The organism is Paenibacillus sp. JNU01, from assembly GCF_059130585.1.
This window is the reverse complement of sequence record NZ_CP169723.1, coordinates 6,030,378-6,055,770: the sequence shown is the minus strand read 5'-3', so window position 1 is coordinate 6,055,770 and position 25,393 is coordinate 6,030,378. Positions and strand designations below refer to the sequence as shown.

General features: G+C 45.7%; 21 protein-coding genes. 4 read left to right on the top strand and 17 right to left on the bottom strand.

The window, feature by feature from the left end; genetic code table 11:
- Window positions 1–58 precede the first annotated feature (58 nt).
- On the bottom strand, window positions 59–1,066 hold the full coding sequence (locus NLBNIHML_RS26630; RefSeq protein WP_339260068.1) for a protoglobin domain-containing protein: 1,008 nt from the start codon (window positions 1,064–1,066) through the stop codon (window positions 59–61).
- 241 nt (window positions 1,067–1,307) lie between these two features.
- A complete protein-coding gene (locus NLBNIHML_RS26625; RefSeq protein ID WP_339260066.1) occupies window positions 1,308–3,203 on the bottom strand; it encodes a PrkA family serine protein kinase in 1,896 nt (631 codons plus the stop codon).
- A 359-nt stretch (window positions 3,204–3,562) separates the two neighbouring features.
- Between NLBNIHML_RS26625 and NLBNIHML_RS26620 the strand changes: the two genes are divergently transcribed.
- Window positions 3,563–4,408 carry a DUF2161 domain-containing phosphodiesterase gene (locus NLBNIHML_RS26620; RefSeq protein ID WP_472479042.1) on the top strand — a complete coding sequence of 282 codons (846 nt, stop codon included), beginning with the start codon at window positions 3,563–3,565 and terminating at the stop codon, window positions 4,406–4,408.
- 107 nt (window positions 4,409–4,515) lie between these two features.
- On the opposite strand, the gene NLBNIHML_RS26615 is transcribed toward NLBNIHML_RS26620, so the two are convergent.
- The 3 genes from NLBNIHML_RS26615 to NLBNIHML_RS26605 all read right to left on the bottom strand — a co-directional run bounded on the left by NLBNIHML_RS26615 (window position 4,516) and on the right by NLBNIHML_RS26605 (window position 7,347).
- On the bottom strand, window positions 4,516–5,142 hold the full coding sequence (locus NLBNIHML_RS26615) for an FMN-dependent NADH-azoreductase (RefSeq protein WP_169478771.1): 627 nt from the start codon (window positions 5,140–5,142) through the stop codon (window positions 4,516–4,518).
- Between the two features lie 188 nt (window positions 5,143–5,330).
- A complete protein-coding gene (locus tag NLBNIHML_RS26610) occupies window positions 5,331–6,554 on the bottom strand; it encodes an aminotransferase-like domain-containing protein (protein ID WP_339240901.1) in 1,224 nt (407 codons plus the stop codon).
- Between the two features lie 136 nt (window positions 6,555–6,690).
- On the bottom strand, window positions 6,691–7,347 hold the full coding sequence (locus NLBNIHML_RS26605) for a response regulator (protein WP_339240900.1): 657 nt from the start codon (window positions 7,345–7,347) through the stop codon (window positions 6,691–6,693).
- Between the two features lie 439 nt (window positions 7,348–7,786).
- On the opposite strand from NLBNIHML_RS26605, the gene NLBNIHML_RS26600 reads away from it, so the two are divergent.
- On the top strand, window positions 7,787–8,197 hold the full coding sequence (locus NLBNIHML_RS26600) for a hypothetical protein (protein ID WP_339240899.1): 411 nt from the start codon (window positions 7,787–7,789) through the stop codon (window positions 8,195–8,197).
- Window positions 8,194–9,258 (top strand): phosphodiester glycosidase family protein, encoded by a 1,065-nt coding sequence (locus tag NLBNIHML_RS26595; RefSeq protein WP_339240898.1) that lies wholly within the window; start codon window positions 8,194–8,196, stop codon window positions 9,256–9,258. The genes NLBNIHML_RS26600 and NLBNIHML_RS26595 overlap by 4 nt, the downstream gene beginning before the upstream one ends.
- A gap of 338 nt (window positions 9,259–9,596) precedes the next feature.
- Here the strand turns inward: NLBNIHML_RS26595 and NLBNIHML_RS26590 are convergent, their stop codons facing one another.
- The 6 genes from NLBNIHML_RS26590 to NLBNIHML_RS26565 all read right to left on the bottom strand — a co-directional run bounded on the left by NLBNIHML_RS26590 (window position 9,597) and on the right by NLBNIHML_RS26565 (window position 17,262).
- Window positions 9,597–10,613 (bottom strand): LacI family DNA-binding transcriptional regulator, encoded by a 1,017-nt coding sequence (locus NLBNIHML_RS26590; RefSeq protein ID WP_472479047.1) that lies wholly within the window; start codon window positions 10,611–10,613, stop codon window positions 9,597–9,599.
- A gap of 77 nt (window positions 10,614–10,690) precedes the next feature.
- A complete protein-coding gene (bglX, locus tag NLBNIHML_RS26585) occupies window positions 10,691–12,856 on the bottom strand; it encodes a beta-glucosidase BglX (protein ID WP_472479049.1) in 2,166 nt (721 codons plus the stop codon).
- Window positions 12,857–12,955: 99 nt separating this feature from the next.
- Window positions 12,956–14,551, bottom strand: coding sequence for a type 2 periplasmic-binding domain-containing protein (locus tag NLBNIHML_RS26580; protein WP_339240895.1), 1,596 nt, complete (start codon window positions 14,549–14,551; stop codon window positions 12,956–12,958).
- Window positions 14,552–14,605: 54 nt separating this feature from the next.
- Complete coding sequence (locus NLBNIHML_RS26575; protein WP_253432871.1) at window positions 14,606–15,508, bottom strand: carbohydrate ABC transporter permease; 903 nt, start codon at window positions 15,506–15,508, stop codon at window positions 14,606–14,608.
- Window positions 15,509–15,526: 18 nt separating this feature from the next.
- Window positions 15,527–16,486: an ABC transporter permease gene (locus NLBNIHML_RS26570; RefSeq protein ID WP_017689585.1), complete on the bottom strand. Its 960-nt coding sequence runs from the start codon at window positions 16,484–16,486 to the stop codon at window positions 15,527–15,529.
- A gap of 11 nt (window positions 16,487–16,497) precedes the next feature.
- Window positions 16,498–17,262 (bottom strand): alpha/beta hydrolase, encoded by a 765-nt coding sequence (locus tag NLBNIHML_RS26565; protein WP_494353188.1) that lies wholly within the window; start codon window positions 17,260–17,262, stop codon window positions 16,498–16,500.
- Window positions 17,263–17,734: 472 nt separating this feature from the next.
- On the opposite strand from NLBNIHML_RS26565, the gene NLBNIHML_RS26560 reads away from it, so the two are divergent.
- On the top strand, window positions 17,735–18,652 hold the full coding sequence (locus tag NLBNIHML_RS26560) for a serine hydrolase domain-containing protein (RefSeq protein ID WP_339260056.1): 918 nt from the start codon (window positions 17,735–17,737) through the stop codon (window positions 18,650–18,652).
- Between the two features lie 100 nt (window positions 18,653–18,752).
- Here the strand turns inward: NLBNIHML_RS26560 and NLBNIHML_RS26555 are convergent, their stop codons facing one another.
- The 6 genes from NLBNIHML_RS26555 to NLBNIHML_RS26530 all read right to left on the bottom strand — a co-directional run bounded on the left by NLBNIHML_RS26555 (window position 18,753) and on the right by NLBNIHML_RS26530 (window position 25,370).
- Complete coding sequence (locus NLBNIHML_RS26555; RefSeq protein WP_036610032.1) at window positions 18,753–19,007, bottom strand: AbrB/MazE/SpoVT family DNA-binding domain-containing protein; 255 nt, start codon at window positions 19,005–19,007, stop codon at window positions 18,753–18,755.
- A 167-nt stretch (window positions 19,008–19,174) separates the two neighbouring features.
- Window positions 19,175–19,642 carry a tRNA (uridine(34)/cytosine(34)/5-carboxymethylaminomethyluridine(34)-2'-O)-methyltransferase TrmL gene (trmL, locus tag NLBNIHML_RS26550; RefSeq protein WP_017689589.1) on the bottom strand — a complete coding sequence of 156 codons (468 nt, stop codon included), beginning with the start codon at window positions 19,640–19,642 and terminating at the stop codon, window positions 19,175–19,177.
- Window positions 19,643–19,781: 139 nt separating this feature from the next.
- Window positions 19,782–20,870, bottom strand: coding sequence for a 3-phosphoserine/phosphohydroxythreonine transaminase (serC, locus tag NLBNIHML_RS26545; RefSeq protein WP_339240891.1), 1,089 nt, complete (start codon window positions 20,868–20,870; stop codon window positions 19,782–19,784).
- 362 nt (window positions 20,871–21,232) lie between these two features.
- Window positions 21,233–22,657 carry a type I glutamate--ammonia ligase gene (gene glnA, locus NLBNIHML_RS26540; protein WP_074094318.1) on the bottom strand — a complete coding sequence of 475 codons (1,425 nt, stop codon included), beginning with the start codon at window positions 22,655–22,657 and terminating at the stop codon, window positions 21,233–21,235.
- A 411-nt stretch (window positions 22,658–23,068) separates the two neighbouring features.
- Entirely contained in the window at window positions 23,069–24,133 is a 1,065-nt protein-coding gene (gene aroF / locus NLBNIHML_RS26535) for a 3-deoxy-7-phosphoheptulonate synthase (protein ID WP_150364800.1), read from the bottom strand.
- A gap of 283 nt (window positions 24,134–24,416) precedes the next feature.
- Window positions 24,417–25,370, bottom strand: coding sequence for a 4-hydroxy-3-methylbut-2-enyl diphosphate reductase (locus tag NLBNIHML_RS26530; RefSeq protein ID WP_342572415.1), 954 nt, complete (start codon window positions 25,368–25,370; stop codon window positions 24,417–24,419).
- Window positions 25,371–25,393 lie beyond the last annotated feature (23 nt).

Genomic DNA, 25,393 nt, shown 5'->3' with positions numbered 1-25,393 from the left:
CCCATTATAGCTTAAAACAGCCTGAAACGGTATGGAAGGTTCCTATTGCTTTTAACGTCTATTCCTGTTGTTCCAGATTCTTCAAATCCAGAGACAGTTTCTCCATTGTTGTTGCAAATACAGCCAGTTCAGCCGAGCGTGAAGCTTGGCTACGTGCTCCACGAGACGTATGATCCGACTCTTGCTGCACACTACTTAGTTTCTTCATGATCTGCTCTAGATTAGACTGAATTTTACCCTGGGCATCCCGGGAACTGGCTGCGAGCTTGCGCACCTCACTGGCGACGACCTCGAAGCCACGACCGAACTCTCCTGCATGAGCAGCTTCAATCGCTGCATTCAGGCCGACAAGATGACTCTGATCCGATATCTCGCGAATGAGTTCACCCATTTTTCCAATCTGCTGGATCTCCCCGGTCAACTCCGTGAGCAGAACTTGAGCCTGATCCTGAGAAGCAGCTGTTTCTTTGGCCACATTCGAGATAGCCAGCGCATTTTCATTCAGTTCACTGATCATGCCTGTAAGCTCTTGGGTAATTTGCGTGATCGCCTGCAAAGTATGTTGTTGATCATCGGCAAGCTGATGTAACTTTTCTTTTTCTTTCTTCTCATATGCCTCAAGGACAAGCTGTGAATCCAGATTAAACATTTTACTGAGCGCCTGAATGACAAGATGCCAGGAATCAGGGATAACCTGCTGGAATATGCTCGTTGCAATATCAAGGTAAACCATATAGGTACCCAGATAATAATCTTCGGACAGGCCAATACGGGAATGCACAAGCCCAATCGCAATACGTTGTTCAATATATGCGTCGTCCACGATTCCATCCGTCATCGATAACCAGTACATCTTCTGTGTTTCCTTTAGACGATCAATTGTAGAGAATCGGGCAATCAGATCTACCAGATCAGGATAATTCCCCACGTGATTGTAGAAATGATCCACCACTTCATTCACGACTTTTTTAAAAACAGGCCGATGATCGGCAAGCAGTGCCAGATCTCTTGCGGTTAATCCCATGTAATCAAGTTGCTTCTGTCTTGTTGCGGAAATACTGCTCATATCTGGTTCAGTCAGCTCCTTAATAAACACCATTACTTTAAATTGTAAATATATGTATTGATTATAGACTAAAATACCCAAACTTACATACACCTTTAGAACTAATTCACCGTAAAATTAACCTTATTTGTCAGTATTTCAGATTAATAAGATGCTTATGGAACTAAAAAGGCCCTGACTCTGCTGTGAAGGAGCCTCACAGCAGACATCAGAAGCCTGATCCGGAATGGTTCGTTGCCGATTAGCGATTAAGCAGACTGCCCACATAGCGTAGCAGTTCATTGGCGCTGGCTGCGGTATATCCATGTTCTTCAATTAAGCGTTTGATCACTTCATTCATTCGTTTCAATTGGGTTGCATCTGGTGTTTTGGTGGAGGTTGTAATCTTGACGATGTCTTTCAGATCTGTAAACAACTTCTTCTCAATCGCTTCACGCAGACGGTCATGGCTGCTGTACTCGAATTTGCGCTCCTTACGGGAGTACGCCGAGATTCGGATTAGAATCTCTTCCCTGAATGCTTTCTTTGCATTCTCGGAGATTCCGATCTGCTCCTCGATGGAACGCATCAAACGCTCATCCGGGTCCATTTCTTCATCCGTGAGTGGATCACGAATTTTGGACCAGTTGCAGAATGCTTCAATGTTGTCCAGATAGTTCTCAAATAATGTTCTCGCCGACTCCTCGAATGAGTACACAAATGCTTTCTGTACTTCCTTCTTGGCCAGTTCGTCATACTCCTTGCGTGCAAGAGCAATAAAATTCAGATAACGCTCCCGCTCTTCTTTCGTAATGGAAGCATGTTGGTCCAGACCGTCCTTGATGGCCCGCAGAATGTCCAACGCGTTAATGCACTGAAGATTTTGCTTGATCAAAGCACTGGAGATCCGATTGATGACATACCGCGGATCAATGCCGGACATCCCTTCATCCAGATACTCATTTTGCATCTCTCGCAGATCGGCTTCTTTATAACCTTCCACTTCCTCACCGTCATACATCCGCATTTTTTTCACGAGATCCATGCCTTGTTTCTTCGTTTCCTTCAAGCGGGTAAGTATGGAAAAAATGGCTGCAGTCCGCAATGCATGCGGTGCAATATGAACATGCTTCATGTCACTTTGCTGAATGAGCTTGGCATAGATTTTCTCTTCCTCGGATACTTTCAGGTTGTATGGAATCGGCATGACAATCATCCGGGATTGCAGTGCCTCATTCTTCTTGTTGGAGATAAAAGACTTATACTCCGATTCATTCGTATGCGCCACAATCATCTCATCTGCACTGATTAAGGCGAAACGTCCTGCTTTGAAATTCCCCTCCTGTGTAAGCGACAACAGATTCCACAGAAATTTCTCATCACATTTTAACATCTCCTGGAACTCCATCAATCCGCGGTTCGCCTTGTTCAACTCTCCATCAAAACGATAGGCACGTGGATCGGATTCAGAACCAAACTCGGTAATGGTGGAGAAGTCGATGCTACCCGTCAGATCGGCAATATCCTGCGATTTCGGATCGGAAGGACTGAATGTTCCTATCCCCACCCGATTATCCTCGGAAACAATAACCCGTTCCACAGGCACCTTGCTGATATCACCGCCATATTCGGTACGGAGTCTCATTTGGCAAGATGGGCAAAGGTTCCCCTCAATACGAACTCCAATTTCCTTTTCCACTTCAGGACGAAGTTCCAATGGAATCAGATGCAGTGGCTCCTCATGCATCGGGCATCCATCAATAGCATAGATAGCACCTTTTTTTGTCCGCGAGAATTGTTCAAGCCCCCGCTTCAGCAACGTCACCAGCGTCGATTTACCTCCACTTACGGGACCCATAAGCAGCAAGATCCGCTTACGTACATCCAGGCGGCGTGCTGCTGAGTGAAAGTATTCTTCAACCAGCTTTTCAATGGATCGATCCAATCCAAAGATCTCCTGCTCAAAAAACTTGTACCGCTTATGCCCACCTACTTCTTCCACGCCAAACGATTCAATCATTTCATACACTCTGGCGTGAGCCGTCATTGCCGGAGTCGGGTCCTCTCTCAGCAGTTCAATATAATCTTCAAATGTTCCGTTCCATGTCAAACGGTCACTCTCTGCCCGATGTTCCGCAACGCGTTCAAAAATATTCATGCTTGGTACCTCCCATGGCTCCTTTAGTGTGATTGTCAACCATTCCGAATGGTATGAAGAAATCAATAGAATTGCGGCTCCTGCTTGAATACCAATCTTGCGGTCCTGTGAAGTCCCGCCACCCTCTGTCCAAACATCTTGTTTTGTTGTGAAAAGTGTATTACATACCTATGCGGCAATTCGGATAAGTTGACCTCTTTTTTTCAATCCATGGCTTCGAATTTTGGCTTTTCCCTGTTCTATCAGACATCTTGTGCGTTCAGAAAAAAAAGAACGAATATGATATAATGAGGGTTCTAATTCAGGAAACCGGACAATGCGGTCAGAACTCTGACTACTTTGGGAAAGGAGCACGAACGATGGCAGTGCAATACGAAACCGAATTATATTCGCCTGTGAAGGCTTTCTTCGAGCAGCGTGGCTTCGACGTAAAGGCGGAAGTTAGACATTGTGACCTCGTAGGGGTCAGATCGGATCAGGAGGAACCACTGATTGTGGAGATGAAAAAAACATTTAATCTCTCCCTGTTGTTGCAAGGCATGCAGCGCTTGAAGCTTAGCCCGTTCGTGTATTTGGCCGTCGAGCGCAATCGCAGCAAACGTGGAGCCGTGAACCAACGCTGGAGCGAACTGACTGCATTATGCAGACAGCTTGGTCTGGGGCTGCTGACAGTCACATTTTACAAAACCAAACCTCCCCTAATTGATGTATTATGTGAGCCTTCTGCACAGACTCCCCTCACTGGCCGCAATCAGGTTGCTCGCAAAAGTGGTGTTCGGCGGAAACGCCTGCTTAAGGAATTCGACGAACGCAGTGGTGATTATAATACGGGAGGCAGCACACGCAGACAGCTGGTCACGGCATATCGTGAGAAGGCCTTACGAGTCGCATCTGCTCTGCGAACGAACGGAGAATCATCTCCCGTCATACTCGCCAGACAAACGGGTGTAGGTTCTGCCGCGGCGATTCTGCAAAAGAATTATTATGGCTGGTTTGAACGCCTCTCCCGAGGGAAATATATTCTGACGATTAAGGGAGTACAAGCGTTAACCGAGCATGCACACATGCTTGAGGATAATAATATGATTGAACGAACCATTAATGAACTTGATGTAACGTATTCCGTATCTGGTGAACATAAGGGCGACCTTGCACATATCGCTGAAACCGCGGAGCAATACTTGAAAAATACAGGCCATAACTGATATGGAAACACTCGAAGTACGTGATATGAAAATGAGAATGCAAAAACACCTGTAATCTCCAGAGGAGACAACAGGTGTTTTTATGTGTTACATATAGAAAATTGTTATTAGAAGCTTGCTGCTACTTCGGAAGCCAATTTCAGACCTGCAGTAACAATCTCTTCAGCACGATCTGCAGAAGCGTTATGTCCTTCAACGATAACCACTTCAGGGCTTTGAATACCCCACAAGCCGAGAACTGTTTTCAGGAAGTTCAGGGACATTTCAGCAGCTGCCATTGGACCTTCGGAGTACACGCCACCACGTGCGTTAAGCAAAGCTACTTTTTTGTCGCCAGCAAGTCCTACAGGACCTTCAGCAGTGTATTTGAATGTTTTACCAGCTTGGCTCAGGTAAGCAATGTAGTTTACCAATGGTGCAGGAACAGTGAAGTTCCAGAGCGGGAATGCAAATACCACTTTGTCAGCTGCCAAGAATTGATCTTGAAGCTGTGCTGCAAGTGAAGCTGCTTTTTGCTCGTCAGCTGTCAGTTCAAAACCGTTAGCTGCTTTGTAAGTACCTGTGATTGCAGTGTTACCATAGAATGGGAATTCTGTATTGTAGAGATCCAACTCAGTAACTGTGTCACCTGGGTGGGACTCTTTGTATGCGCTCAAGAATGCATCGTACAATTTAACGCTGACTGCTTGATCTGCAGGACGGTCATTTGCTTTAACGAATAAAATATTAGACATGTTGAATTTTCCCCCGTTAGATAAAATATATGAGTGCTCTTTCTGAACTGGCCACCATTGTAGCTTATATAAAGAAACCAACAACTCATTAATTCATATTATATATAAAAATGTTAGTGGATGCAATAACGTAATCACTTTGGTCATGAACCAATTTTAATTTTGCCACAATCTATTTTGGATCTGTCTTAGCTACGAGCCGTAAATTCGGAAATGGCTTCACTGATCAGATTCATGCCGAGCAGCAGTTCATCCCGACCCGGATGGCTAAAATTTAATCGAATGTAACGTTGATCCTGTACACCTGTAGAACATAGCGATCCAGGCAGAAAAGATACCCCTTTGGGCAGAGCAGCCTTAAGCAGAGCGCCACTATCCAATCCTTCCGGCAACTGTACCCACAGATACATTCCACCCTCAGGAATGTTGTATTGACACCCTTTCCAGCCTGGTCTCTTCAACAGTTCAAGCATCAGTTTGAGTCTTGTCTTATACTCCCGATTCAACATGGACAGGTGATCACTCCAACGAAACGGGGACTGGGCAAGCAATTGATACAACAGCCGCTGATTCATCGGGCTGGACTGACCATCGGCAATCCGTTTAACTGAGGCCATGGCCTGAATCAGTGCCGGGTGTCCCGCGGCCCATCCGGTTCGAAGAGCGGGCGCTACCGTTTTGCTGAATGAACCAATGTATAGAACATGTCCACCCTGATCTGCAGTATCCAGTGCAAAGAGTGAAGGGTATTTACGATAGAATTCCGTTGGCTCCAGGCCATCGAAATGAAGCTCCCCGTAAGAATCATCTTCCACTAGCAGTACACCATAGCGCGAACACAGTTCAAGGACAGCCTCCCGACGCTCCATACTCCACAAAGCACCTGTCGGATTTGAGAAACTGGGTGCAGCAAAAAGCAGCTTCGGTCTAACCTGCTGCATGTGATGCTCCAAAAGGTCTGGTAGTATGCCGTCCCGATCACCCATTACGGGCACAATCTTGGCTCCTTGCATTTCCAGAACCTCAAGACAGCCTGGAGATGTGGGATGTTCAACCAGTACGGAATCTCCTGGCTCAAGTAATAGACGCATCACGAGATCGATGGCCTGCTGGGTACCAGTGGTCAACAGAATCTGCTCGGGTACCGTTCGTATGCCTTTGCGTGCATTCCAGTCCTTGTTCAGCCACTCTCTTAGGGGGGTGTAGCCTGCTGGCTCTCCATATTGCAATGCGGAGGGGCCTGAACTAAAGACAGACACCGCTGCTTCTTCCAACAATTTGAAAGGAAACAACTCCTCCGCAGGCAATTCTTCTGCCAGAGAAATGAAATAATCTCTGCCAGACATCTCACGTATATCCCTCAGTGGTGATGACAAAAGCCTGTTGGTACGGGAAGCAAAGAAATATTTCATCGATCCGTTCCCCTTTCATCCCTATTCCGAAACTGTACTCGCAGTCCGCAGCCCTACAACCTATTCGTGCTCGCCATCGAATATGACCGGATGCATATCGACCAGTTGTGATAATAAGAAGAACAAACCCGATTCGTCAGGATCCCGTCTTCACTTGTCTTGCATGCAAGGCATAACGTTCAATGGCCTGTGCTCTGCTGCTTACTTCCAGTTTCACGTATATTTTACGCAGGTAATTATCAATGGAACGTCTGCTAACGTTGATCTCATTCGCTATTTTATCATAGGTTACACCCTGAACAATTCTTTCCATGATAAAAGTTTCGGTTTCTGTTAATTCAATTACACGTGATTCTGTCGGAGACTCCACAGGTTGCGCCCACTCCGCACTGTTTAACCACGCCAATGGAATGGACACATGGCCCTCACGTAACCCAGAGATCAGATGAATCAGCTGGCTAGGGGAAGCCTGTTTGGATAACATGCCGCTTGCACCAAGACTCATCAGATGACGAAACAGCTTCACATTATCTTCATCCGTAAGAATGATGATGTGACTGTGAGCTGACAGATTCTTCATCTGGGCAATATATTGATCGGCCGGGCCCTCTGGAAGACGATAATCCATCAGAATCAGATCAGGCTGGTGCATATTCACTAGATCGAGCCCTTCTGTTCCGGTCGAGGTCATGCCACGTACCGTCAGATCTTGCTGCTCTTCCAAAATCAATTTTGTACCGAGCATGCTGGTGGGGTGGATATCTACGATGACCACCTGCCATACTTTTTTCATTGTTGTTCCCCCTGTTATGTATTGGACAAATAGCTTCTAGCTTCTGTCATGATGATGCCATCGTCTATGCGACAGTCCGAGTATAGAAGAAGCATAGGTCGGATTATGTCGAAAAATAGAAAAACACAGGATGCAGCCGATAAAAAAGCTCTATTTTCACCGTATTTTGTTATAAAAACACCATGACGTCCATCTTCCCATCCCCGGAAAGGTAAAAATATAGTATAAATTTCCTGCATTTCTATCTAAAAAAGTCGAAAAACCTGCCCAAAGTTCCTACTTATTGCATCTATAAGAAATTGTATCCTAGGACTTCCTTCCGATGCAATCTCTTTTTACTCTATTAAGTAAAGAATTTCATTTTTGCGTAATCAATAGGGGCATGATAGAATGAGGACTGGAAAAATTTTTGTACCTATAAATGACCAGGAGTGATGATATGAAACCATCTGCCCCGCCCTCTGACATCCATCACACCCGGAGCGCCAAAGGCAAGGCCGGATCTTCAATCAAGCTGTTTCTGGTAATGTGGATTGTGCTCATTGCACTGGGAGTCGTTGGAACCTACTATTATAGTAACCATCTCCAGCAACAGATGATTAACCAGCTTCAGGCCCATAATCAGCAGCAGATTACAGCGTTAAAAACCGACTACGAAAATCAGCTAACAACGATATCTAAGGAAGTAGAAGACCTGCAGGGACAAGTTCAATCCTTCAATGAATTGCTGACTTTCACCAAGGATAATGCAAGTGACAAAACGGATAACAGCAACAAACTCTATACCCAGCTGAGCGAAGTCAAAAAACAACTGGAGACACTCCAGAAAAAGATGGACCTGCTCAAATGATTACACCCGTCAAACAGGTTAATCGTTTTTTTATGCTTGCACTCGCTCCTTTTGTTGGATTGATATTATGCCTGCTGTTGCTTCGTCCTCCGCTCGAACCCGGAGGTTTGATTTCTGCCGAACTGTCAGAGGATACGATTACACCCCGGGCCCAAGCAATTAGCCAAGAGCTTGCCGGGGCAAAAGAGGCTGCTGTCCAGACTTCTTCTTCTATTAAAAGAACGACACAGCTCTATAATAAAACAACAAGTACGATGTCTACACTCGTACAGAAGGCTTCCGCTCAGGCGGATCGTCCGGAAACGATCTACAACAAACGGATTACATCCAAGCTTGGCGTTCCATTTGAACGGGTAGACAGTGACCGGCTAACGATTGAACTGTACAGAGTGAATCCTGGCACCTATAAGGGCTATGCCATGAAGATTAAGCTAAAAGACCCCACTGCTATGCAGATGGCTCTGGACAGTGAACCTGGCCGTTCTGAGACAACCATGCAGGCTGTGAAGCGTAACGGCGCGATTGCCGGGATCAACGCAGGTGGATTTGCTGACAGTGGCGGCAAACGTTACCCACTTAGCACAACGGTTATGGATGGGAAATACGTGAACGGTTTTCAGGCCAGTTTCAAAGACCTGTTTTTTGTAGGACTTAACGATGCCGGCAAGCTGGTCGGAGGCAAGTTCTTCGATAAAAATTCACTGGATCGCCTGCGGCCACAGTTTGGGGCTACGTTTGTTCCGGTGCTGTTGCAGAATGGGCGTAAAACCACAATTCCCGATAAGTGGAAAGTATCACCCAAACGAGCACCACGTACGGTCATTGGCAATTATAAGGATGATCAATTGTTGATCATTGTAGTCGATGGATATAATGAAGGCGGAAGTTCCGGTGCTACCCTAGAAGAGTTGCAAGGACGGCTGTACAAGCTTGGGGTTATCGACGCCTATAATCTGGATGGCGGCGGATCTTCCTCGCTTATTCTGAATAATCGGGTTGTAAATAACCCGTCGGATGGCAGTCTAAGACCGGTGCCCACACACTTTTTATTTTACAAATAATAGGATGAAGCATTTCTTTTCTACCTATAATGGTTATAATAGAAGAAAATGAGCTTGTGCAGGAGGTGCGAAGGGTATGTCATTTTCACTGACATTCTGGATTATTGCAATTGTATTGACTCTCTTCATTACAGGCATTCTCACTTCATCCTACAACAATGACAAGACAAAAGGCTTGTAAAAGGCCAAGCCTCTCTCCGGAGAGGCTTTTTCTATTGCTTCATCCTTGAAATAACAAGAGGCAAGGCTTAAAAGAATGATTCGATTCTTCTAAGCCTTGCCTCTTGCTGTGCCGTTTGTTCCACGCATCAATCCAGTCAGGATACGCATATTCGGTATCAATAGCTTACCGCCCGTTCATTCCGCATGGATATAACAGCATCAGAAGGCATAGGTCCACTCACTGACCCACCCTCAACTAATGTCACATAGATTCGTTCATGATCGACGGGTTCTCCAGCAATAATTTTGATCAATTGTTCAGCGGCGAGTGATCCCCACTTGCGTTTGGAATAATCAATGCTTGCCAATCTCGGCTGGACGTACTTGCTCAATTCAATATTGTCGAATCCGATGACATCGACCTCCTGACCAACGCCAAGTGCACTTTCTGCCAGACGATCACACAAGCCAATAGCCATCTCATCATTGAGGCAGAATACTGCTGCGGGCCCATCATACTCCTGCACAATCTGATCTGCGGCTTGTTCTCCACCACTCTTTTCAAAATCTCCCGTGATCTCAATCCATTCCACATCGGCTTCACGTTCCGCAACCTGTCTCACAGCCTTTAATCGCTGCACAGAGTCAAACGAACCTTCCGGTCCTGTCACCACGTAGATTTTCTTATGTCCCTGCTCAATAAGATGTTCCATCGCAAGTGTCGCCCCGGCTTTATTATCCAACAGAACCTGATTAATGTTGGGATGATCCATCTCACGGTCCAATACAACGATTTTGTGGCCCCGATCGGCGTATTGCATCAGTTCCTCACTTGCAAACGTATGATCCAGAATGATTGCACCATCAATCATCCTCTCTGGAAGCATGCGATGGGATTGTTTACCACTGCACACGATCAGGTCATAGCCTTGAGCATTGCATACAGCTTTCATGCCACTCAGCAAGTCTCCATACACATCTCCTCTAAAATCGGTCAAAAATACACCCAGAATTTTGGATTCTCTCTTCTTCAGTGTTCTTGCAGCGGCATTTGGAACATAGTTCAGCTCTTTGGCAATGGCCAAAATTTTGGAACTCGTCTCATCGGTCACTTTGTTGCTACCATTAAGCGCATATGACACCGTAGAGATGGAAACTCCCGCCTGTTTGGCGATATCCTTGATACTGACCACATTCTTCGCTCCCCTGTTATGTTCATCAGGCCTTCCATAAGGAAAGGCCTGACACATTACTATTTCCATTCACCGGATTACACGAGTCTGAATGATTTCTTCTGAGTGTCCCGACTGTTTGCACCCACAAGAATATGGAACTCACCTCGATCACTGCGATGGCTTAAATCGGAATGGTGATAGCGAAGCTGTTCTTCATGTAACGTAAACGCAGCTATACCACTCTCTCCTGGAGCCAATGCAAGCTTCACATATCCTTTCAGTTCACGCATAGGACGAACGACTTCACCCGTTACATCCCGAATGTACAACTGAATAGTCTCTACACCTGTGCGATCACCCGTGTTTGTTACACGTACTTGGATACTCAAAGGCTCTTCGGCAGTCATCTCGTTACTGGACACTTCAAGATCACCATAAGAGAAAGAAGTGTATGAAAGACCATAACCGAACGGAAGCAAAGGTTCATTGGGACTGTCAATGTATTTCGAGACATAACGCTCTTCCGTTTTCTCCGGGTTCAACGGACGACCTGTATTGAAATGATTGTAATAGACCGGAATCTGACCTACGGACTGCGGGAAGGACATCGTCAGACGTGCAGATGGATTCACTACACCTGTCAGAACATCTGCGATCGCTGCCCCGCCCTCACTACCTGGGAACCAGGCTTCAAGAACGGCATCCGATTCATCGATTACACCATGCAGATCCAATGGACGTCCGTTGAAAATAACGCTAGCAATAGGTTTTCCCGCTGCTTTGAGCTGTTTAACCAATTCCAATTGGGCTGCTGGCAGACGAATATCCGTGCGTGATCCACCTTCTCCACTCATCTCCGAGTCTTCACCCAGAGCAAGGACAATGAGATCCGCTTTGCTTGCCACTTGAAGGGCTTCCGCTATCTGCTCAGCTGTAATCGTATGAACATCACTACCTTGAGCAAACTGAACTTTCCCACCCGTCAAGCGTTCTTGCAGAGCTGTTCCAAGCTTGACTGCATCTTCCTTAACTCCTTCACAGGACCACCAGCCCAGAATATCAGGACTCTGTGCAAAAGGACCAATAAGGGCTACGTTAGCGTCAGGTTGAAGCGGAAGCACACTATCATCATTTTTCAACAGGACAGCCGATTTGGTTGCCAGTTCATATGATACCTGACGGTGCTCTTTGGAGAACACGATCTCACGTTCACGAACCGGATCAGCTGCACGTAGCGGATTGTCGAACAATCCCAGCTTCTCTTTCAGTTGCAGTATTCGCAGAACGGCTTCATCAATGAGCTTCTCTTCCACTTCACCGCTCTCAATTAGCTCAGGCAAATGATGTACATAACAAGGTGTCATCATCTCCATATCTACGCCTGCGCGAATGGCACGGTATGCCGCTTCACGATCATCTTCCGCAGCGCCATGCGCAATCATCTCACGAATGGAAGCCCAATCCGAGATCAGCACACCATCAAAGCCCCACTCGTCACGCAAAATGCCGCGCATCAACTTCTCATTGCCACTTGCCGGAATACCGTCAACCGTATTGAACGAAGTCATGACCATTTCTACACCCGCATCCAATGCAGCTTTGTACGCTGGCAAATAGTACTCACGCAGGTTACGCTCGGACATGTCCACCGTATTGTAATCCCGACCACCCTCAGCCGCTCCATACGCCGCAAAGTGTTTAACACAGGCTGCAAGACGATCAGGCTCATCCTTCAAGCTATCGCCCTGATATCCACGTACAAATGCAGCCGCGAACAAGCTGTTCAGATAAGGGTCTTCTCCTGTCGTTTCCATCACACGGCCCCAACGCGGGTCACGAACCAGATCCACCATAGGTGCAAAGGTAACATGCAAACCGGAAACAGCTGATTCACGCGCTGCAATTTCAGCACTTTTCTCAGCCAGTTCTGTGTCCCATGAGCAACCGATCGCCAGTGGAATCGGGAAAATGGTTTTGAAACCATGAACGACGTCAGCCATGAACAAGAGCGGAATGCCCAAACGGCTTTTTTTCATATAAGCTTGCTGTACATCAATGATGGCCTGTGCACCAGACAACCCCAGAATGGACCCACTGGCATCCACGGACTGCTCCGTAATTCCCATCTCTTCCATCGGCCCTGTGATCTGGCCTTCGACATTTGTTCCTTCATAGAAGTTGGCAGTCAACTGAAGAAGCTGAGCTGTTTTTTCCTCCAACGTCATCTGTTTTACCAGGTCTAGCAGCTGCTCGTTATTCATCTGTTCGTATCCTCCACTTACAAGTTGTTGAAATAAAGAACCCGGCTGCGTTCGGGGAGAGACCGCGCACCGGGTTCAAAATTAATGACTGAACGATTACTAGAATTTCTCGTTTAGCTCATCCAGATAAGGTTGAACCAGGGACATTTTACTGTTCACCCATTCTTTCCAGTTTGCCTCCAGATCTCCGTTTTTGAGGATCAGGTTGGCATATTCGTTCTGGTAATCGAATGAAGCCTGACTCTTCGCTTTGGAATCATACAGGTTGACATCCCAATCGTATGCTGCAAGCGATTTGCCTTCTGTACCGAGTTTTGCTTTTTCTTGGAACAATTTCACGGCTCTATCACGGTAATCCTTTTTGATTGCTGGGTTTACAACGCTGAAGTCGTCACCGAGCAGATACAGACCTTCGAAACGTGCCGGGTATTTATCTTCCAATACTGTTCCTTCTGGCAACAAGCTAACCAGTTCTTGGTTCTCATCATATTTCCAATCCGTTCCTTCAAAGCCCATGTTGATGAGCAACTGTCCTTCTTTGGTTGCGGAGTAATCGATCAGATCCATGATCCGTTCGAATTTCTCGTCACTGATGTCCGGGTTGAAGATCAATGCGGACCAGAAGTTGGCTTGCTCCATGTTACGGTATTTACCGTCATCGCCCACTACGATTGCTGTGTGTACCAGTTCATCACTATCTACACCCAGATTTTTTCTCATATCCGAATCCAGACCTTGTCTGTACGAAGCGAGTCCACCCAGACTTGTTACAGCGGCTGTTCCTGTTACTTTGAAGTTGTTTTGACCTTCATTGTTTTTCCATGTGTAGAACTCAGGATTGAGCAATCCATCTTTATACGCTTTTTGCATCAATTTAAGTCCTGTCAGCGTTTCAGGATCTGCTGGTCCCCAGTGGAACTTGCCATCTTCACCCTTGTAGAACGGTGTGTCGGTCATGGCATGTACGCTGTTTGGCATAATCATGTTTGTCATGGCATCTGCTGCATTGTAGGACAATGGTACAAGTTTGTTACCTACTTTGCCTGGATCTTTTTCTTTCACCAGCGCAGCATATTCATTCAATTCCGTTGTTGTATAAGCATCTTTCAGTTCAAAACCAACGGCTTCAGCCCAGTCTTTACGAAGCGCAATGACACCAATTTGGTTCGTCAGTGGGTCAGCTGGTTTGTTCTCGAAATAGATTGGTCTAGGCAGGACGTATGTTCCACCTGTCAATTCTTCCAGCTTGTCTCCAAGACCCGTCAAATTGTAAGCTGCTGCAACGTTAGGCCAGCGTTCTTTCCAGTCATCCGGGAATTTGTAGAACAAACCTTGTTCAATGCTGTTAATGGCATCGCCATGTACATAGTTCCATACCGCTACATCCGGCAAGTCGCCAGAGTTAATCCACAGACGAAGCTTCTCGCCCCACGAATCCCAATCGATATAGTTGTAGTCCCATGTTACATTGAATTTGTCTGTCCAGAACTTGTGGAAGTCATTATCCAGGTTTCCGTTTTTGATTTCTGTCAAGTTAGCTACAGAGATGGTCAGGTTATCTTTGTAATTTCCCTCTGCATCTTTTTCGTTACCACCTGAAGCTCCTTGGCTGGAACAAGCGGTCACCATCAGCATAACTACACTAAGCGTGATGGCAAAGAGAGCTCTTACTGACAACTTTTTGTTCGTTTTCATGTTTTACCCCCATGTTTTTTAGTCAGATTTTATTGCAAAATCCTATACGTATAATCAGGTCTTGATTGCCCCTGTTAATACCCCTTTGGCAAAGTGTTTTTGCAGCATTGGGAAGAAACACATAATTGGTACCATGGTGACAAATACAGCTGCCATCTTCATACCCATGGAGAAGTTGCTCGCCTGGGCAGCATCCACACTGGATGCATTTGATGCATTCGTCGTAGATGTCACGATAATGTTTCGCAGTACATTCTGGAGCGGTAACTGATCCGCTTTTCGAAGGAATATCATCGCATCGTACCAACTGTTCCAGTAAGCCACACCGTAGAATAACGTGATTGTAGCCATAATTGGTGTAGCCAGCGGAAGAACGACAGAGAACAGAATTCTCCACTCTCCTGCTCCATCCAGTCTCGCCGATTCCATCAGTGATTCAGGCAAGGTGTAGAAGTAGTTCATCATCAGAATCATGTTAAAAGCACTGAAGCTTCCCGCCAGGATAACGGACCAGAGCGTACCTGTAAGATGAAGTGATTTCATGATCAGGTACAGCGGTACGATACCGCCATTAAAGATCATGGTGAACAGTACCAGGAAAAAGATAAATTTCTTAAACGGGAATTTGTTGCGACTAAGGCCATATGCCATGCTTGTTGTCAGGAACAAGCTGAGCGGCAAGCCGATGACTAGCAATATAATGGTATTTTTGTATCCCGACAGAATCGTTCCGTCAGCGAACAACGCCTTGTAGGAATCCAATGTCCATTGTTTAGGGAACATCAAGAATGGATTGTCAGCATATTCTTTCTGTGTTGCAAACGAGATCATGATAACATTCCAGAACGGAATCAGGATCATCAGGGCAAGCACGAGTAATACGGCGAAAATAATGTAATCGAGAAGTGTCATTCTTTCAGTACCAATTCTCGGTTTTTTGTTAGCTTTCTTGCTCATCTCATTTATCCTCCTCTCTTATCGGAACAAACCGTCTCCGCCAAGCCACTTGGCAAATCTGTCAGCAAGAAGCAGCAAGGCCATATTCACCAGGGAACGGAACAAGCTGACCGCTGTCGAGAATGAGAAATCGGTTGATGACTGGAACGTAATCCGATAGATATATACATCGAGTACTTCCGATACATTTTTGGTAGCGGCATTTGCCAAGTTGAAGATCTGGTCAAACCCGGAAGACATCAATCCACCAACCGAAAGAATAAACATGATTGTGATGGTTGGAAGGATGTTCGGTAACGTAATTTTGAACATCTGTTGCATACGGGAAGCCCCGTCGATCTGTGCTGATTCATACTGATCCTGGTCAATACCGGAAATGGCAGCCAAGAATATAATTGCGCCCCATCCACTTGATTTCCAAATATCAGTTAACAGCAACATCGGTACAAAGTTAGATTCGGATCCAAGGAAATTAATCGTTGGCAATCCGAGTAATCCGAGCGCGCTGTTTACCAGTCCGTCATATGCGAGCACATTGATGACTACGCCGGATACGATGATCCAGGACAGAAAATGAGGGAACGTAAGAACGGTTTGGAACAATTTTTTCCCTCTGCGCATCCGCAATTCATTCAGCAACAACGCCAGAATGATCGGGAACGGGAATTGAATAATCAGTTTCAGAATATTGATGTACAGCGTACGCCATACTGCGTCAATAAAGGTTGGATCACGGAAAACATATTTGAAGTTCTCGAATCCGCTCCATGGACTTCCCCAGATGCCCAGGTTGGCCTTGTAATCTTTGAATGCCAGAGACAGGCCACCCATCGGCATGTAGGCAAACAGGATTAGCCAGACAAGCCCCGGAATAAGCAGGGTGTATGTCATACGGTGCTTCCAGATTTCAGTCCAGAGCGAATTGCCCTTCACGTTTCCCTTCAGCTTTTTGCTAGGTCCTTCGGCTGCAGGTTTCACATTGCATCTCCTCACTCTACTTTGGTCTTGTCATTGTACAGAAAATCAAACATCGTTCTCAGGTGGTGCTCCCAAAATCTCCATTCATGAGCCCCCGGCGTCTCCACATACCGAAAATCAAAAGCGGTCCCCTGCATGTATTTCGCGAAATCACGATTCATCTCTACGAAGGGGTCACGATCGCCACAGCAACTGAGGATATTAGGTAAAGGAACACCCTGTTCCAGCAGCTTGGCCGACAGTGCGTAAATATCCTGATCGGCTTTTACCTGTAAACGTTCTCCAAAAACCGCTTTCATTTCCTTGATCATGGTCGCTGGCATATGGGGATCATGAAGCCGTGTCTGAATATCCGTCACCCCGGATAGAGACACTATTTTGCGATACTTCTCTGGATAAGTTAGTCCACATTTCAGTGCACCATATCCGCCCATGGATAAACCGCCGACATACGTTTTCTCCGGATCAGGATTCAGATTGAGTAGACGCTCGCATACTTCAGGTAACTCCTGAGTGATGTAGTGGAAGTAATTCAGGCCGTATTCCATATCGGTGTAATAGCTTCGATTCGCTTCCGGCATAATGATGGTGCAACCATATTGCGCTGCATACATCTCAATTGTGGTTAATCGTTGCCAGGTACTCGCATTATCGCCTGCTCCGTGCAACAGATATAGGGTACCGCCTGAAGTCTCTCCGGAGTCACTGGACACAACATGTATGCTGGTATTCATGCATAAGGTTGGCGATCCAGTTTCGATCGTTATATGTGCCATAATGTAACCCCTCTCATCATCGCCTGCTGTCTTTACTCATTCGTTGCTCTGGCGTTGTTTTGCAGGCTGTTGTAGATTCCCTTGTATTACGATGGGTTATCGAAACGATTTTCTCGAATCGTTTCAAAACATAGCCAACGTTGATTCACTTGGTCTTCATTACAACACTTTTAAGGTGGAAGCGATTTCTTCGAATCGTTTCGAATAAATCATAAGCCCGATGAGTAAATCCTGTCAATAACCTTTTTACAAATTTCGCGTTATTTTCTCGAAAAAATGCTTTTTTACGTCTAAATTTGCGCCGAAAGACACTATTATTACGAAAAAATGAAATTTTAGTCAGTGTTATCACAACTTTAATTGACACCAAACCAGGTTTATACTAACATGAGTTCTGATTTTGCATTCGAATTACGGAAACGTTTCACCAACCGATTTTACTCAGGTTTCACCTGATATTAGGGAGGTTAATATGTCTGAGCAACTCAAAGATTTCATTCATACCATTACTAAGCAACAATTGAACGTGTTCTCCGTTCGCATATTACAAAAAGGGCATCTGCTTGCCTATTGGGACAGGGATAGGGATCAACGCCGTGTACAACATTCCATAAGTAAATCCTTCACATGCATGGCTGTTGGTCTTGCGCTTGAAGAAGGTCTGTTACATCTGGATGCCACACTTGGTGATTATTTCACCTATAATCATGTATCGAGTGCACATTACAAGCTCCCATCTCCACGGGAATTGAAGTTACGTGACCTGCTCCGAATGTCTTCTGGTCATGATTCGCCGCCTCTTTGGGCTGATGAACGAGCTTCTTTGACCGAGAAAGATTGGGCGAAACATTATATGTCTCTCCCTCTGGATCGGATGCCCGGAGAACAATTTACATACAGCAGCGGGGATACGTTTATGATCTCAGCCATGTTTCAGGCAGCCACCGGCCAAACCGTGAAAGATTACCTGACTCCGCGATTATTTGAGCCTCTGGGCATTCATGATGTAGAGTGGGAAACCTCTCCACTGGGGGTAACACTCGGCTGTGCAGGACTTTGGATAAGCAATGAGGAACTGAGTCGATTTGGACAGTTACTGCTCCAGGAGGGCCTTTGGGAAGGCACACAGCTTATACCTGCGAATTGGATCAGACAAGCTACGTCCCGGCAGATCGAAACGACTGGAGATGGTGATTGGGGAAAAGGTTACGGATATCAGTTCTGGATGTGTTCCCATGAGGCTTACCGCGCCGATGGAGCCTATGGTCAGTTATGTATCATCCTTCCCTCGAAGGAAGCTGTCATATGTATTAACAGCGAGGAAGAAAACATGCAAGGCATCCTGAATGCCGTGTGGGATGAGATTTTACCTATATGCAACCAGCGTTAAAAATTATATTCTTCTTATATTTCCGCGGAACTGAACCATGCACTGAATACTGAAAACAAAAAAAACGCCACGGGGTTAATAAACCCCATGGCGTTACTTCTTACCCGTGCTGTGGAAGCTGAGTCATTTCATCTAAACATTGTGCGCATATGTAACGCTCTTTGAACTCGTTGACTTCCTCGATGGATCCGCAGAAAATACATTTTGGACGATATCTCTCCAAGATAATATGGTCCCCTTGTACTAAGATCTCTACAGGATCTCCCTCATTCATTTGATACCTTTTACGCAAAGATTTAGGCAATACGATCCTACCTAATTGGTCAACTTTGCGAACTACTCCAGCTGGCTTCATAGCTACGGCACACCTCTCCTATCTTACTCTAAATTTCTAGGTACATTTGTACTATGTTTATAGATTCGCCAAGATTTTGTCGAATCCTGCTGGAAATAAACATTTTTTGTCCTTTTTTTTGAAAAATGTTTTTTTACCGAATTCTAGCCGTTATTTATAACCGGAAATTATCCTTCTAACCCCGGAAAATTGAGCTGACGCAACGCTTCATATACAATAATTGCTGCCGAATTAGACAGGTTTAATGATCTAACGTCACCAGTCATTGGCATTTTCATGCATGTATCGGGATTTGCAGCAATTAATTCAGGTGGGAGGCCTTTGGTCTCTTTACCGAAAACGAGGAAATCCCCATCTTGAAAATTAAAGTCACTGTATCGGTTCTTCGCCTTCGTAGTTGCGTAGAAGAAGCGACCTTCCGGATATTTTTCCTGAACCTCTGCAAATGAGTCGTGGTATTCAATATGAACGGCATGCCAGTAGTCCAGCCCTGCCCGTTTCAATGTAGCATCATCTGTTCGAAATCCAAGTGGACGCACGAGATGCAGATGGGTCCCGGTGGCCGCACAAGTACGCGAAATATTTCCTGTGTTCGCCGGAATTTCTGGTTCAACCAGAACGATGTGTAAAGCCATATGTGTTCAATCTCCTTTTCAATTCGTGTTGATGACAACCCTCTAATCTTAAAGAAAAGCCCTCCACACGTCAATGTGGAAGGCTCTGGTAAGGCACAGGATTAGACACTATGGTCCATGACTCCGTACCCCTACTTAATTATCCATTTGTCTTCTGGAAGTGACTCATGAAGTCTGTCAGTGCCTTTACACTCTCATAAGGAGCCGCATTGTAAATGGAGGCACGTAGACCACCCACACTGCGATGTCCCTTCAGACCTACGAATCCTTCTTCCTCCGATGCCTTGATGAACTTCTTCTCCAGTTCCTCCGAAGCAAGACGGAAGGTTACATTCATCAGGGAACGATCTTCCGGTTCCACACAACCACGGTAGAAATCACCGGAAGCATCAATTGCGTTGTAAAGCAATTCAGCTTTTTTCGTATTTTTTTGCTCAATACCAGTTAATCCGCCCTGTTCTTCAATCCATTTCAATACTTCATTTACCATATATACTGAGAAGGATGGCGGCGTATTGTATAGGGAGTTGTTGTCTACATGCGTACTGTAACGAAGCATGGTTGGAATCGTTTTAGGCGATTCACTCACCAGTTCCTCACGAGCAATCACAACCGTAATCCCCGATGGTCCCAGGTTCTTCTGTGCACCTGCATAGATCATACCAAACTGATTGAGATCGAATGGTTTACAGAAAATATCACTCGACATGTCGGCAATCAGAGGTACTGAACCGGTATCCGGGAATGACTTAAATTGCGTACCTTCAATCGTTTCGTTGGAAGTAAGATGCACATAAGCCGTACGTTCAGGCAGGCTCAGATTCGAAACATCCGGCAATTTCATGAATTTCTCTGCTTCCGAAGATGCAGCAACATGTGTCTCGCCGATCAATTTCGCCTCAGACAGAGCCTTCTTGGCCCAGCTGCCGGTCATCACGTAACTTGCAGTCTGACCTGCACCGAGCAGATTCATTGGCAACATCGCGAACTGAGTGCTTGCACCGCCCTGCAGAAAGAGAACCTTGTATCCTTTTGGATTGCCTAGAAGCGACAACAACCGCTCCTGAGCTTCATTATGTACAGACTCATACACCGCTCCACGGTGAGACATCTCCATAATCGACATGCCTGTATTACGAAAATCTACAAATTCCGCCTGTGCACGCTCCAGTACCTCAAGTGGTAACGCCGCAGGTCCTGCATTAAAGTTATACGCTCTTTTTGTCACAAAATCCCCCGCCCTTTCCATCCGTAACTCTGACATACAAACAGCATTTTGCACAATTCGATTAGACTCGCTCACGGGTATAAGATATAGACAAATTGAATAATTTTGATCTATATCTTACTTATTGAAAGTCGCTCTATGGATTTGTGCGAAATGCACTCAAAGTGAATATTATCGCTATGATATCAGTATTCTCTATCTGCTTCAAGGGCAATATGCACTGAAGTGTTCAATTCAGGCCATCAAATTCCTTTATCACCCTGCAAAGTTAAAGCACTACATTGTTTAATTCAAGGAAAAGCCCCCGAGATTGTGTCCCGGAGGCTTTAAGTTGCAACAAGTTCTGTTCCGACCCCGACCGATTAGCAGTCGAAGTAAAGGCTGTACTCGTGCGGATGAATGCGGATCGCTACTGCTTTCGCTTCATCGCGCTTGAGGTTGATGTAGTTTTCAATGAATTCTTTTGTGAATACGCCGCCTTCAGTCAAGAACTCGTTATCCGCTGCCAATGCATCCAGTGCTTCTTCGAGGGAAGCTGGCACACTGCGGATATTTTCTTTATCTGCATCAGACAGGTCATAGATGTTTTTGTCGAGCGGACCATATCCAAGTTCAGTTGGGTTGATTTTGCGTTTGATTCCATCCAGACCAGCCATCAACATTGCGGAGAATGCCAAGTATGGGTTAGCTGTGGAGTCTGGTGTACGGAACTCGATACGACAACCTTTTGGTGTCACAGCTGCAACCGGAATACGAACTGCTGCGGAACGGTTACCTTTGGAGTAAACCAAGTTAACTGGTGCTTCGTAACCAGGTACAAGACGTTTGAACGAGTTTGTACTCGGGTTAGTCAAAGCGATCAGTGCCGGAGCATGGTACAGGATACCGCCGATGTAGTGCAGAGCCATTTCACTCAGGTTAGCATATCCCGCTTTGTCATAGAACAATGGGGAATCGCCATCAAAGATGGATTGGTGAACGTGCATTCCGCTACCATTATCACCGAACAATGGTTTTGGCATGAATGTTGCTACTTTACCATATTGACGTGCAGTGTTGTGCACGATGTATTTGTATGCAAGCAGGTTATCTGCTGTTTTCTTCAGTGTATCAAAACGGAAGTTGATTTCGGCTTGACCTGCTGTCGCCACTTCATGGTGATGACGCTCAATCGACAGACCCGCTTCTTCCAAAAGGCGACACATTTCGCTACGAATATCTTGTTGTGTATCGACTGGAGCTACTGGAACATATCCACCTTTAGTGCGTACTTTGAAGCCCAGGTTTCCGCCTTCTTCTTTGCGGTTCGTGTTCCATGAAGCTTCTTCGGAATCTACGTAGTAGGAAGAGCTGTTCGTGCCGCTCTCATAACGTACATCGTCGAAGATGAAGAACTCGGATTCAGGTGCGAAGAATGCCGCTGTACCTACACCGCTTTCTTGCAAATAAGCTTCTGCTTTAACAGCGATGCTACGTGGGTCACGCTCATAACGCTCGCCGTCTGGAGTGAAGATATCACACATAACATTTAATGTAGGGTGTGCAGTGAACGGATCGACATAAGTCGCTTCAGGGTCTGGCATCATAACCATATCGGACTCTTCAATTCCGCGGAAACCTTGGATAGAAGAACCGTCAAAAGCTACTCCATTTACGAACGTGTCTGCATCAACAGCCGAAGCTGGCAAGGAAATGTGATGTGCACGACCAGCTAAATCTACAAAACGAAAATCTACCCACTCGATGTTGTTCTCTTGAATTGATTTCAATACGTTTTCAACCGACATGTATTCGTCCTCCCAAATATTCCGAACATTAAACAACCCCACTAAGAAAATGTCTAAATTCGAATTTTTTTCTGTCGTCATTATAAATTTTAAAACCTGACATCGTCAATACTTATGTAAGGTATTTTTTGCGAGTATGTTAGCTATACTCACATTTTATAAATAACGTAAATTCAGATAACAACACAATTTATATACATTTAACTGGTTTAATGCGGTAAAGCGACCCCTTTTTTATCCTAAATCATGGAAAAAACTTCACATCATAAATGTTTCTTATCACTATTGATTAATAAATACGTTCAAAGCTGCAAAATATGCAAAAAACCGAGCATCTATCTGATTCCGTCGCAATAAACGAGACCAGATGAGATGCCCGGATGATGTTCCAGACTTTGACTATGAATTCTATTATACGCCTACACGTGCCGGGAAGAATGCTGCTGGTTGTTTAGCTGTACTGAATGATTTACCCACGATTGGTGCCAATTTCTCCAGATCCTGCAACAGGTTCGCGAATTGATCAGGGAACAAGGATTGCACACCATCTCCTGTCATGGAGTTATCCGGATCGGTATGCATTTCAATGATCAGGCCATTGGCACCCGCAGCAACAGAAGCTTTTGTCATCGGCTCCACCAGTTCACGTCGTCCAGTACCATGGCTCGGGTCAGAAATAACCGGCAAATGGCTCAGAGACTGTAGAACAGGGATCGCTGACAGGTCAAGCGTATTACGTGTGTAAGATTCAAACGTACGAATACCACGTTCACACAGCATGACATTTGGATTACCACCCGCAAGAATGTATTCTGCCGCATTCAACAACTCATCATATGTTGCACTGAAGCCACGTTTCAACAATACCGGTTTGCCGCACTCGCCCAATTTGCGCAGCAGGTCAAAGTTCTGCATGTTACGTGTACCTACTTGCAGAATATCTGCGTACTCGGCGCAAATATCCACATACTCAGGTGTCATGACTTCTGTAATGGTCAGCAGGTCATGTTTCTTACCTGCCTCTGCCATCATGATCAATCCCTCTACGCCCGTTCCCTGGAAGCTGTAAGGTCCTGTACGCGGCTTAAATGCACCCCCACGTAACACTTGCCCACCTGCAGCTTTTACAAGTCCCGCAATCTCATCAATCTGCGCAGCGGATTCAACTGCACACGGTCCACCCATGACGACAAGTTCTTTTCCGCCAATATCTACACCTTTGATGGAGATCACCGTATCTTCCGGATGGAAGTCACGGCTTGCCAACTTGTAGGACTTCGAGATTTTCACAACATTCTCGACACCTTTCATTTGGCGAAGATGCTCTTGCATTTTAGGTTCAACTTTGCCAATCAACCCAATAATAGTACGATCCTCTCCGCGAGAGATATGCACCTGAAGCCCTTCTTTTTCAATAACTGCTACGATATCCTGAATCTGTTCCTCCGGTGTGGCTTTGCCTGCAATAACGATCATATTAATTCCCATCCTTCCTTGTATGAGAGCACAATAAGTTTCTAACGTGCGTCTGATTAAATATATAAACTCTGTCGCGCTTAAACGCTTGTTCGCTTTTAAGCTTTTATCCGTTAAAGTGAATATACCATAGATCTCCTGTTGCGTCAAGGTACACCTTCTTTATCCTATATTAAAAAGAACCCTGCTCCGCAGGCACCAAATTCGGTTCTGCATAACAGGATTCTTCTTATTCACATCTCGTTTGCAATTCACATACACGTAGACTTACATTGCCTTCACACTACGGTGTGCGTGTTTTTTCTCTAACTGGGGGCAGCAATTTGCTCATGTTCACGGTACGCTTAATCTCCCACGTCTCCGGCTTGTCATGCTCATACTGCTCCAAGTAAAGGATGACTTCCTTCGTAATCGGTGTAGGTGTTGATGCACCCGAAGTAACCGCCACCTTATTGACACCTTTCAGCCATTCTTGCTGAATCTCGGAGACATCCGATACACGGTAGGCCGTAACCCCCGCGATCTCCTCCGACACTTGAGCCAGACGGTTGGAGTTATTGCTGCGAGGATCACCCACTACAATAACCAGGTCTGCTTGACCTGCCTGTTCAGCAACAGCTTCCTGACGCACCTGAGTTGCGAGACAAATCTCATTATGAATCTCAGCGCCAGGGAACTTCTCCAACAGCCGGCTCATGATGTGTTTGATATCCCACTGGCTCATCGTGGTCTGATTCGTAATAAGGATTTTGCCTGGAGGTATGTTCAGTGCTTCGATCTCTTCTTCCTTCTCGATCAGATGAACGAGATCTGGTGCAACGCCTACGGCACCTTCTGGTTCAGGGTGATTCTTTTTGCCGATATAGATGATCTGATAACCCTCTGCCGTCTTCTCCCGAATGAGATCATGTGTCTTGGTGACATCAGGGCATGTTGCATCCACTGTTGTCAGTCCTTTATCCCTTGCCAGCTTACGCACTTCTGGAGATACACCATGAGCTGTAAAAATAATCGTGCCACTCTCCACTTGGCTCAAAATATCCATTCGGTTCGGACCATCCAATGTAATAATACCTTCCTCTTCAAAGGAATCCGTCACATGTTGGTTATGCACAATCATACCCAATATATAAATAGGTCGTGGTAAATCCAGATTGCGTGCCGCTTGACGCGCGAGCACCATCGCATCCACAACGCCGTAACAATATCCACGCGGCGAAATTCGTAGTACTTCCACTTGGTTGCCACCCGCTTTCTTTC